General features: G+C 76.2%; 10 protein-coding genes. 2 read left to right on the forward strand and 8 right to left on the reverse strand.

Annotation, left to right across the window (positions count from 1 at the left end):
- Positions 1-24 precede the first annotated feature (24 nt).
- From AB0I06_RS29455 to AB0I06_RS29490, 8 genes are read right to left on the reverse strand one after another with little or no spacing between them, the layout of a single operon-like run.
- The gene (locus AB0I06_RS29455) at positions 25-1125 is read right to left on the reverse strand and encodes a GNAT family N-acetyltransferase (RefSeq protein WP_363121868.1); all 1101 of its coding nucleotides are present in this window, start codon (positions 1123-1125) and stop codon (positions 25-27) included.
- Entirely contained in the window at positions 1122-1772 is a 651-nt protein-coding gene (locus AB0I06_RS29460; RefSeq protein ID WP_363121869.1) for a lipopolysaccharide biosynthesis protein, read from the reverse strand. The genes AB0I06_RS29455 and AB0I06_RS29460 overlap by 4 nt, the downstream gene beginning before the upstream one ends.
- The gene (locus AB0I06_RS29465) at positions 1769-2920 is read right to left on the reverse strand and encodes a glycosyltransferase (protein WP_363121870.1); all 1152 of its coding nucleotides are present in this window, start codon (positions 2918-2920) and stop codon (positions 1769-1771) included. The genes AB0I06_RS29460 and AB0I06_RS29465 overlap by 4 nt, the downstream gene beginning before the upstream one ends.
- Positions 2917-3678: a polysaccharide deacetylase family protein gene (locus tag AB0I06_RS29470; protein WP_363121871.1), complete on the reverse strand. Its 762-nt coding sequence runs from the start codon at positions 3676-3678 to the stop codon at positions 2917-2919. Before AB0I06_RS29470 ends, AB0I06_RS29465 begins: the two co-directional genes overlap by 4 nt.
- A complete protein-coding gene (locus tag AB0I06_RS29475; protein WP_363121873.1) occupies positions 3662-5545 on the reverse strand; it encodes a lipid II flippase MurJ in 1884 nt (627 codons plus the stop codon). The genes AB0I06_RS29470 and AB0I06_RS29475 overlap by 17 nt, the downstream gene beginning before the upstream one ends.
- Positions 5542-6885, reverse strand: coding sequence for an O-antigen ligase family protein (locus AB0I06_RS29480; protein WP_363121874.1), 1344 nt, complete (start codon positions 6883-6885; stop codon positions 5542-5544). The genes AB0I06_RS29475 and AB0I06_RS29480 overlap by 4 nt, the downstream gene beginning before the upstream one ends.
- 6 nt (positions 6886-6891) lie before the next feature.
- A complete protein-coding gene (locus AB0I06_RS29485) occupies positions 6892-8316 on the reverse strand; it encodes a sugar transferase (protein WP_363121875.1) in 1425 nt (474 codons plus the stop codon).
- Entirely contained in the window at positions 8313-9476 is a 1164-nt protein-coding gene (locus tag AB0I06_RS29490; RefSeq protein ID WP_363121876.1) for a glycosyltransferase, read from the reverse strand. The genes AB0I06_RS29485 and AB0I06_RS29490 overlap by 4 nt, the downstream gene beginning before the upstream one ends.
- A gap of 403 nt (positions 9477-9879) precedes the next feature.
- On the opposite strand from AB0I06_RS29490, the gene chpG reads away from it, so the two are divergent.
- Positions 9880-10119 (forward strand): chaplin ChpG, encoded by a 240-nt coding sequence (gene chpG / locus AB0I06_RS29495; RefSeq protein ID WP_062926927.1) that lies wholly within the window; start codon positions 9880-9882, stop codon positions 10117-10119.
- 247 nt (positions 10120-10366) lie between these two features.
- Positions 10367-10996 carry a hypothetical protein gene (locus AB0I06_RS29500; RefSeq protein ID WP_363121877.1) on the forward strand — a complete coding sequence of 210 codons (630 nt, stop codon included), beginning with the start codon at positions 10367-10369 and terminating at the stop codon, positions 10994-10996.
- Positions 10997-11062 lie beyond the last annotated feature (66 nt).

An 11062-nucleotide genomic window follows, 5' to 3' on the forward strand; every position in this document is an offset into this window, starting at 1 on the left:
TCCGGCCGACGGCGGCGGGCCCGGTCAGGGCCCGCCGCCGCGGTCGCGCTCCCGCAGGCGCCGCAGCAGCTCCTTGCCCCGCCGCCGGGCGGCCGCGTCGCACAGCGCGACCGTCAGCAGCGGTGCCGTACGCCGCCGGGCCAGCAGCAGCCGCTGGTTCATCACCGCTCGCGGGCGCCAGTGGTGCTTGTACGGCTCGTTGCCGCGCAGCAGGCTCAGCGTGCCGGGCGTGCCGTCCTTGGTGTGCGTGGCGGTGGAGTCGAGCAGCATCGCCGCCACGTCCGCCTTGCGTTCACGCAGCCGGGGATGCGCGCCGTAGAGGTAGCCGCCCGCCAGCAGGGGTGACAGCAGCGTCAGGTCCACCGCGACCACCTCGTCCTCGAGCCGGAACTCGGTGACCACCGCGTCGCCCGAGCGCACCATCGGCCCGACCGAGCGCACCAGGTGCTCACGGAACCGTGCCCGCAGGTGCTCCGGCGTCACCTTCCGCCCCTGCCACTGCAACCGGTGCAGCTCCAGCAGCCGCAGCAGCGCCGTCTCGACCTCCCCGGGGGAGACGACATGGCGCTGGATGCCGAGCGCGTCCAGCTTGCGCAGCTTGGCGCGCAGCCGCTGCTGGGTCTTCGACGGCAGCCGGGCGATCAGCTCGGCCATCGGCGCGGCCGGCAGTTCCAGGCACACCGAGTCGCCCACCCGGCGGCGGGGCCCGGACCACCGTGCGTAGACCTGCTCGGCCACGCCGCCCGGCCGCACCTCGCGCAGGTCGATCAGCGCGGCCCGGGCGGCGGCGGCGAGCGCGCCGGTGAGCACGGCCAGCGCCTCCTCGCCGTGCTCGTCGTCCAGCAGCACGTCCCCGTAGTCGGAGATCGCCCCGCCGAGCGGCACCAGCGCCGGGAGGGGACGCCGTACGCGCATCAGCGGCGCCGCCGCGACGAGTTCGCCGTCGTGCCGCACCAGCACCAGCCGCAGCCGGCCGCGCCCGCCGTAGGACTGCCACCACGAGTGCAGCCAGGCGTGGCTCTGGAACGGGGTGGCTGACGCGCACCGCCGGTGCAGCCGCTGCCATTCGGCGGCCAGGCCCGCGAACACCCGCTCGTCGGTGACGAGTTCCGCGGTGCAGGTCACAGCTGTCCGTGGGCGTCGGCGGCGAGGGCCGGGCCGGGCACGGCCGCCGGGCGCCCGGCGCGGTCGACCGGCCGCCGCGGCCGGACCAGCAGCGCCAGCCCGCCCAGCAGACCGCCCGCGCTCGCGCCGACCAGCCCCGTCACCCGGGCCGGGGCGGACGACGGTTCGGTGGGCTCCACCGCCCGGGCGAACTGCTGGAGTTCGACGTGCGTGGACCGCTCGGTGTCGCCCGCGTGCCGGGTCAGAGCCCGGGCCACGGCGTTGGCCATGTCGGCGGCCAGGTCGGGGCGGGAGGAGGTGGCCGTGACCGACACCATCGGCGCGTCCGGCGAGGTCGCCGTGCGGACACTCTCCCGCAGCGTCTCCACGGGCACGCCCGCCCACACCTGCGCATCGCCCAGCACCGCGAGCTGGGGAGCGACCCGGCCGTAGACCTGGGCGAAACCGAGGGCGGTGGCGGTGTCGGACCTCGCCGTCGGCACGGCGACGACATAGCTGGTCGCCGTGTAGGACGGTGTCTTGACCAGGCCGTACGTGCCGCCGAGCAGACCGCCCGCCACGGCCCCGGCCGCGATCAGGGACCAGGGGGGCAGGGTCTTGGTGAGGGCGGTGACCGGGCGGTGCTGCCTTGCGGGGGTGTCGGTCATGAGGTGCGGGCTTCCTGGAGGGAGGGGGACAGGGGGCGGGAGACCGCGGCGGCGTACACGTCCATGAGCCGGGCGGCGCTCCGGGTGATGCAGTAGTGGCGGGCGGCGTCCGGGGCCGTACGCGGCACGGGTCCCTGCCCGCGGACGTCCGCCAGGGCGCGGGCGTAGGCGCCGGGGCCGCCGGTGACGCGCCGGGCAGCGGGCGCGGCGGACGGGGGCAGGTCCTCCAGGGCCGGGCAGGAGGCGTAGAGCACCGGCAGGCCGCAGGCCAGGGCCTCCACGATCGCCAGGCCGAAGGCCTCCTCGGGGGACGGGGAGGCGAGCACGTCCATCGCGCAGGTCAGCGACGGCAGGTCGGGGCCGGGCGTGCCGTCCGGGACGCAGGGGCGTTCACCGGTGAACAGCACCCGGCCGGCGACTCCGGCCGCCCGGGCGGTGCGGCGCAGCACGTCCTCCTCCGGGCCGCCGCCGACCAGCAGCAGCCAGTGGTCGTCGGGGAGCTGCGCCAGCGCCCGGATCAGCGTGCCGAAGCGCTTGCCGGGGGCGAGGCGGCCGATGGCGCCGATGACGTACGCGTCGTCCGGCAGGCCGAGCAGGCGGCGGGTCTCCTCGCGGCGGGCCGCGTCGAAGCGGAAGCGGGCCAGGTCGATGCCGTTGGGCACGACCTCGATCCGCGGCCCGGGCACGCCCCAGCGCTTCAGGCGCTCGGCGACCGTGGGGGAGACGGCGACCGTGGTCCGGCCGAGCCGCTCACCCGCCAGATACAGGGCCCGGACCCCGGCGTTGAGCGGTCGGCCCTCCATCTGCGAGTCGCCGAGGGAGTGCTCGGTGGCCACCACCGCCCTCACCCCGGCCAGCCGCGCGGCGATCCGGCCGTAGAGGCAGGCCCGGTAGAGATGGGTGTGCACGAGCTGGTAGCCGCCCGAGCGGATGACCCGCACCAGGCGGGGCAGCGCGCCCAGGTCGCGGTTGCCGGCCATGCCGAGGTCGAGGACCCGCACCCCGTCGGCGGCCAGCCCGGCGGCCACCGCGCCCGGGTTCGTCAGGGTCACCACGTCGCAGTCGACGGGCAGGTGCCGCAGCAGCAGCCGCAGTTGCTGCTCGGCCCCGCCCACACCGAGGCCGGTGATGATGTGCAGGGCCTTCACCGCGGCTCCTCGACGGGTCGGCGGCGCAGCCGGTGCAGCCGGTACTTCAGGAACAGCCGTACGGAGGTGTCGTTCTGCCCGAGGTGCGCCCGGGGCAGGGCGTGCGGGCCGCCGAGCGGCCCCGGGTCGATGGCGCAGGCGTAGCCGTAGCCGGCCTCCCGCACGGCGTCCACGGCCCGCCGGTCGACCGTGCCGTACGGGTAGCAGAAGCCGGCCGGCGCGACGCCCATGAGCTCCGCGAGGACGGTCCTGCTGCCCTCCGTCTCCGACCTCAGGGTGACGTCGTCGGCCTTGGTCAGATCGACGTGCGTGAGGCCGTGCGAGCCGATCTCGACGCCCTCGGCGGCCGCCTGCCGGATGCCGTCGGCGGTCAGCAGCCGCTTGCGCGGGCCCAGCGGATCCCAGGCGTTGTCGCCGCCGAGCCGCCCCGGCAGCACGAACAGGGTGGCGCCGCAGCCGTGCCGGCGCAGGACCGGCAGGGCCTCGGTGACGAAGTCGGCGTAACCGTCGTCGAAGGTCAGCCCGACCAGGTCACGGCCCTCGCCCCGGGCCCGGGCCGCGAGCAGCTCGGCCATGGACACGCCGCGCAGCCCGCGCCGCCGGAACCAGCGCAGCTGCCGGTCCAGCCGCTCGGGCGTGACCGTGATGCGGTAGGGGTCGTCGGTGGGGTCGCCGACGGAGTGGTACATCGCGACGAACAGGGCCGGACCGGGTCTGGTGCGGGGGGCGGTGTCCGGGAGGTCAACGGGAGCGGCCATGAGGGAGCCTTCGTGAGACGGAACGGAGCAAGGTCAGCGCGGTGACGCAGCCCTGGTCGCCCAGGGCCCGGCCGAGCAGGAGGAAGACGGCGCCGACGGTGCACACACCGGCGGCGAGAGCGGGGACGGGGGAGCCGGGCGTGTCGATCCGGCTGGTGGCCCACGCCCCCGCGAGGGTCGCGACCGCCGCGGCCCCCACCGGCCTGGCCAGCCCGGCCAGCACGCGCCGGATGCGGACGGGAATGCTGCGCGGGCCCATGCCGGCGAGCAGCAGGGCGGCCGTGACGGTGATGCCCGCGGCGTTGGCGGCGGCGATGCCCATGACGCCCCAGGGGCCCACCGCAGCCGCACCGGTCCCGGCGGTCACGGCGAGACCCACGGCCATCGCGCCGAGCGGGTACCAGGTGACGCGGCCGGCCGAGAAGTACGAGCGGATCAGGGCACCGACCAGGGTGTGCGCGAGCAGCCCCAGGGTGTACACCCGCATCACCCGGACCGTGGCGGCCGTGTCCTCGCCGGTGAACGCGCCACGCTGGAAGAGCAGTTCGACGATCTGCGGGGCGCAGGCCACGACGACGGCCGCGCCGGCCAGCACCACGCACGCCACCAGGGCCAGGTCCCGCTCCACCCGGCTGCGGGCCCGCTCGGTGTCCCCGTCGGCCAGGGCCCGTGCGACCAAGGGGAAGGTGACCGTGCACAGCATCAGCGACAGGGTCATGGGGATCTGGGCGATCTTCTGCGCGTAGTTCAGATGCGAGATGGCACCGGAGGGCAGGGTGGAGCCGAGGTACCGCTCGATGAGCACCTGGGACTGCCTGCACAGCGCGAACAGCAGCACGGCGGCGAGCAGGGCGGACCCCATGGGACGACCGCCGCCCTCCGCGCCGGTGGCCCCGGCCGCCGGACGGGCCCGCAGCAGGCGCCACAGCACCGGCAGTTGCGCCACGACCATCAGACAGCCGCCGATCGCCACCCCGGCCGCCGCCGCGCGCACGCCCCACCGCGGGCCCATCACGAGGACGGTGGTGACGATGCCGGCGTTGTAGGCGACGTAGATGGCCGCCGGGGCGAGGAACCGGCGGTGTGCGCGCAGAGCCGCGCTGCAGTACCCCGCGAGGCCGAACGTCAGCACGCAGGTGGCGGTGAGCCGGGTGCAGTCCACGGCGAGCGCGGGGTCGGGCAGGCCCGGGGCCAGGACCCGCACGACCTGCGGGGCGAACGCGGCCAGCAGGGCGGCGACGGCGGCGAAGGCCAGCGCCAGCCGGGGCAGTGTGCCGGCGACCAGTGAGCGGACCGGATCGCCGGGGACGCCCCGCGCCCGCCGGGCCAGGGCCATGCTGAACGCCGGGATCAGCGCGATGGCCAGCCCGTCCTCGATGAGCAGCGTGGCGGCGAACTCCGGCACGGTCCACGCCACGAGGAACGCGTCCGTGGCGCTCCCGGCCCCGAACATCCGCGCCAGGGCCTGATCCCGCACGAGCCCGAGCAGGGCCCCGGCGATGGACAGCACCGCGGTGAGGAGCGTGGCCCGGGCCAGGAACCCACGGGTGACGGGGGCGTCATGGGCGCCCGGGGCGTCGGGAGTGTGGGGCGTTGGGGTGGAGGGCGGTCGGGGGGTGGACGGTCCCTCGGGGCCTTCAGGGACGGGCCGCGCGGGGGTGGAGGGCGTCGGTTCGCTGGGCTCGGGACGCGCAGGGGCGTCCGGCGCTCCGGGAGCGGCGCCGGGGCCGGGGGCCGAAGCCCTGGCGTCGCCGGCCGCGGGCCAGGGGATGCTCGACCTCTCGCCGACCGGAGGCTCCTTCGACGTCGTGGGCCGGGGGACCGCCGTCCCCCCGCCGGTGTTCGTCTGTTCGGGTGTCACCGTCATCGCGCCGGGGCCTCCCGCGCCATGCCCCGCCCGGCCGAGCCGGACCGGCCGCGGCCGGCCACCGCCGGGGTGGCCGTGCCCGCCAGGCCCCACCAGGCGACCAGTCCGAAGCACATCGCCGTCAGCACGGTCGACGGGCCGCCGATGTCGGCGTAGGCGAAGTCCGTCAGCTGCCAGACCAGCAGGCCGCAGGCGACCAGGCCGCAGTCGAGGCCCGGTGCGCTGGTCCGCCGGGTCCGCCACAGCCCGCGCAGCCCGCACACGAGCAGGGCGAGCCAGCTCCCCGCGAGCGCCAGCAGACCGAACAGCCCCTGCTCGGCCAGGATCAGCAGGTACATGTTGTGGGGGGAGAGCAGCGGCTGCTTGCGGAAGGCCGCGCCCGCCCCCTCGGTGTCGCTGCCCGCCGAGAGGGCCAGGGAGGCGTGCGAGTCGCGGTGTTCGGGGAAGCCCTTCAGGCCCACGCCGGTCAGCGGGTGCTCGCCCCACATGCCGGTCGCCGCCGCCCACATGGTGTACCGGTCGGTCACCGACTGGTCGGGCGCGTCGGCGACCTGCGTGATGCTGCTGATCCGCTCCTGCAGCATCGCCGTGCCGACCCCGAAGCCGCCGACCAGGATCACACTCGCCGCCACCACCACCGCCCCGGTCGCGACCGCCCGCCGCACCCCGCCCAGCAGGAGCTGCGCGGAGCAGGTCACCGCCGTGGCGATCCACGCCCCGCGGCTGAACGACAGCGCGAGCGGCACCATCAGGACCAGCGCTCCGGCGAGGGCCAGGACCCGCTGCCGCACCGGCGCGCTGCCCAGCGCGAGTCCCACCGCGCACACCAGCCCCAGGGAGACGACCGTGGCCATCCCCATCACGTCCTGCGCCCCGAACGTGCCGACGGCCCGGACCGGCCGCCCCTGGTACGAGGCGCCCGTCCCGGTCACGTACTGGTGGACGCCGACCGCCCCCTGCCACACCGCCAGCCCCACGAACGACCAGGCCAGCACCCGGAAGTCGCCCCGGTCCCGGACCAGCAGCAGCACGGCCGCCGGGACCAGCACGAAGACCTGGAGATAGCGTCCGAGGCCGATCAGGCCCTCGCCCGGCGAGACCGCCCCCACGGCGGCGACGGCGACACCGAGCACCGGAAGTCCCAGCACCACGGCCGCCGTCCGGGACAGCGGCCGCCGCCGCTCCCGGACGAGACGGACCACGCAGAACAGCACGACCAGCGCGGACACCGCGTCGGCCGGCCCCGCACCGCCCTCGCCGCCCGGCCCCAGCGGCAGCGCGAGCAGGAACACGACGGCCAGCAGCGCGACGACGGGCGCGTGGGCCCCGACCCGGTTCATCCGCGCTCAGCTCCCCGTCGGACGCACGAGCGCGGCCGCCGTCCGCAGCAGGATGCAGACGTCCTGCCACAGCGACCAGTCGTCGATGTACGCGTTGTCGAACCGGGCCCGGTCCTCGATCGAGGTGTCCCCGCGCAGCCCGTGCACCTGGGACAGGCCGGTGATGCCGGTGCGCACCCGGTGGCGCGCGGCGTAGCCCGGATGGGTCTGGCCGAACTTCGCCACGAAGTACGGGCGTTCCGGCCGCGGCCCGACCAGGCTCATGTCGCCGCGCAGCACGTTCCACAACTGGAGCAGCTCGTCCAGGGACGTGCGGCGCAGGAAGCGGCAGAACCACGGCATCTGGTGTTCGTTCGCCACGCTCCAGCGGGTCGCCGACTCGTGCGCGTCGACCGGCCGGTGCGTGCGGAACTTCAGCAGCGTGAAGGGCCGGCCGCCCCGGCCGATCCGCTCCTGCCGGAAGACGACCCCCGGCCCGTCGCTCAGCCGCAGCACCACCGCGCACAGCAGCAGCAACGGGCTGACCAGCAGGAGCAGCGCGCCCGACACCACGACGTCCAGGGCCCGCTTGCCCGCCCTGTCGCGCCGCCCCGTCCCGAGGTCCAGGCGACGGCAGGGGAACCCGGCGAGCCGGTCCCCCGTCCGGTAGGCGGGCACGTCCGGGTCGACCTCCCACACCGTGCAGCCCGACTCGGCCAGCGCCCGCAGCAGCGGCCCCTGCCCGGCCCGCACCGAGGGGTGCACGGCCAGCACCTCGCGCACCCCGTTCTGGATGAGCGCCCGCTGGACCTCCTCGCCGGTGGTCAGCACGGGCAGACCCCCGGTGCCGTCCGGCTCGTCGGTGACGACGCCCACCGGCCGCACCCCGTCCCGGGGGTGGCGCAGCAGGGCCGCGGCCACCCGCTGCGCGGTCCCGGCGGGCCCGACCACCAGCGCGGCCCGCGGCCGGTGCAGCAGCTCGGCGCGCCGGCACGCGTGCACCGCGCCGCGCCCCGCGCAGCTCACCGCGCTCTGCAACAGGAAACCGGAGAGCAGGGTCGAAGCGGACAGCACGTGTTGCGGGGTGTACGCCGCCACGAACGCCGCGAGCGCCAGCCAGGCCACCGCGATCCGGCCGCTCACCGCGGGCAGTTCGTCCAGCACCGCCGGCACCCGCGCGGACCGGTGCGGGCGCAGCAGCAGCGAGGCGGCCACGAGGACCGCCAGCAGCAGTGGGTGGCGCTGGGTGCCGGAGAGCGCGAGCCCGCCCAGCACGGCGGCGGTGCCGTCCGCGGCGAGCAGCGGCAGCGGCGACACGGTCCGGGCCGGTGGCCGCCGGTCGGGGAAGCGGAAGCCCGCCGCGGCGCCGCGCGGCGGCATGACCGACACGGGCGGGAATCCGGACTCCCGTGGCTGACCGGTGGACGTGGGGACGGTGCTTTCCGCGGTCACGAGGCGACAGACTCCCTGCGCTCGGTGGACACGGCGTGCGAGGCCAGGAGTTCGCGGTACACGTCCGCGACCGTCCGGGCCGTGCGGCGCACGTCGTGCGTGGACAGGACGTGCCGGCGGCCCTGGTCGCCGAGTTCGGCACGCAGCGGCGGGTCCAGCAGCAGCCCGGCGACGGCCTCGGCCAGCGCCACCGGGGCCAGGGCGGGGACCAGGCAGTGCGACGCGAGGGCGGGCGGCAGGCTCTCGCGGGCCCCGCCCACGTCCGTCACCACCACCGGCCGCCCGCACGCCATGGCCTCCAGCGGGGCCAGGGCCATGCCCTCCCACCGCGACGGCAGGACGACCAGATCCGCCGCCTGGTACCAGGGCACGACGTCGGCGACGTCCCCCGCGAACAGCACGGAGCCGGGGGCCAGGGCCCGCAGCCGGCCGTGGTCCGGGCCGTCGCCGACCAGCACCAGGCGCGCCCCGGGGACCCGCCGCAGCACCTGCTCCCACGCCGTCAGCAGGACGTCCTGCCCCTTCTGCCGGCACAGCCGTCCGACGCACACCACGAGCGGCCCGCGCGGCCCGGCGTCCGGCAGCAGCCGCGCCCGTACGGCGTCCGCGTCGGCCGGACGGAAACGCTCGACGTCGATGCCGTTGGGGACGACGCTCCACCGTCCGCGGATCCCGGCCCGCGCCCCGAGCCGGCGTTCGGCCTCGCTCACGCACACCACCCGCGCCGCCCACCGGGCACCCCAGCGCTCCCAGCCGCGCGCGAGAGCCGCGGTGGGGCCGCCGACGGCCTCGAACGACCAGGCGTGCGGCTGGAACACCGTCGGGATCCGTCCCCGTACGGCGAGCCGGCCGGCCAGCCCGGCCTTCGCGCTGTGCGCGTGCACCAGACCGGGCCGTACGTCCGCGACGAGACGGGCGAGCCGCCGTGTCTCGTCCAGCAGGGACGGCCCCGGCGCACGCGTCGCCGCCCAGTGCCGTACGTCCGCGCCGAGGTCCGCGAGCCGGGCCGCGAGGGGGCTGTCGGGGCAGGCGACCGTGACGCGCAGGCCCGCGGCCAGCTGGGCCCCGGCCAGGTCCGTCACGACGCGGGCGACTCCGCCGTCCACGGGTTGGGTGACGTGCAGGACCCGTGGCGGAGGGTCGGTCGGTGACAGGTGCATGCGCGGTTTTCCTCGCTCACGGATGGCGCTCGGGACGGCGGGAACGCGCCTGAACTGCCGGGTGCCGACAGCGCCGCGGAGCACGCCGGCGCATGCCGCGTCCCGCTGGGAAACGAGCCGGACGGCCACCTGGTCACCACCGCACCGGAGGGGTTCGCGGACCGTGGTGTCCTCCCTCGTCCCTGAGTGCGATTTGCTTGCCGTAGGGGTGCGTTGAGAGGTGTGCGACTCTAGTTGCTATCCGCACTTTTCCTGCGAAACCGGGCGTGAGTGTCGGAATGGTGAAGACCGCTCCTCCGGTCAGATCACCCCTTTGGCGGCACAACTCGCGCCCACGCCACGCGTTGACACAGCGCCGGGCATCCGCCCGGATGTTTGTGTCAACCCCAAGGAGCACCTCTCCATGTCGCGTATCGCGAAGGGCCTGGTCCTGACCTCCGCTGCCGCTGCCGCTGTCGCGGGCAGCACCGGCATCGCCGCCGCCGACGCCGGCGCGCAGGCCGCCGCCGCCCACTCCCCGGGCGTGCTGTCCGGCAACGTCGTCCAGGTTCCGCTGCACATCCCGGTCAACGTCTGCGGCAACACGGTCGACATCATCGGCCTGCTGAACCCGGCGTTCGGCAACGAGTGCGAGAACGACTGACGTCGCCTCGAAACCCTGACCGGCCGTTCTCCCGTGGGACCACGCGGGAGAGCGGCCGGTTCGCGTTGCCCCGAACGGGGGCGGGCGGGCGCTCGGCCGGACGGGCCGCGCGCACGCCGCCTCACCAGGGGGGACACCGCGGACCTGGGGACATGGCGCTGACCTGGTGCGTTTGGCTCGGTTGCGGAGCGTGGCGACCCCTCGCACGGTGGGCACAAGATCCGACGCACCACCGAAAGGAACCCCCATGCGTCTGCCCGCACGGCGAATCGCCACCTCCGCGCTCTGCGCCACGCTGCTGCTCGGGGTGACCGGGCCCGCGGCCGTGGCCGCCGACAGCGCATCGGCCCAGGAGCACACCCGTGCCGCGTCCCGCGCCCCCGTCCCCGACGCGGACGAGCTGCTCGGCCAGGTGGAGAGCCTGGGCGGCCTCGGCGGCGTGCTCGTCCCGGTCGCCGACCTGCTGACCGCCGTGCTCAAGGCGGACGACGGCCAGCTGCCGCACTCCCAGGCGGCCGAGCTCAGCACCTCGGTGCAGGACGCCATCGACCACGCGACCGCCGCGGCCCCGGCCGCCACGGCCACGCCGGGCGCCACGTCCTCCGACACACCCCTGCCGCAGGCCAGCACGCTGCCCGCCCCCGTGGAGGACGGCACCGAGCTGTCCGAGGGCCTCACGGCCGAGGCCCTGGCCGCCCTGGAGAAGGCCACCGACGGGCTGGTCAAGGCCGTCACCTCCGGCGAGAGCGCCCAGGTCGCCCCGGCCGTCCACAGCGTCGTGGCCGGGCTCGTCAACGCCGTCGCCGCGACGCTCGTCGGCAGCGAACTGCCGGCCCCCGACCTGGCCGGCCTGCCCTCCCTGCCGAAGGCCCCCTGAGGCCCCCCGCCCGTCGCACCGTCGTGGGGGGGGCCCCCCCCCCCCCCCAGAGCGGAGAACGGGCCC

It is taken from the genome of Streptomyces sp. NPDC050674 (assembly GCF_040654575.1).
Lineage (GTDB): Bacteria > Actinomycetota > Actinomycetes > Streptomycetales > Streptomycetaceae > Streptomyces.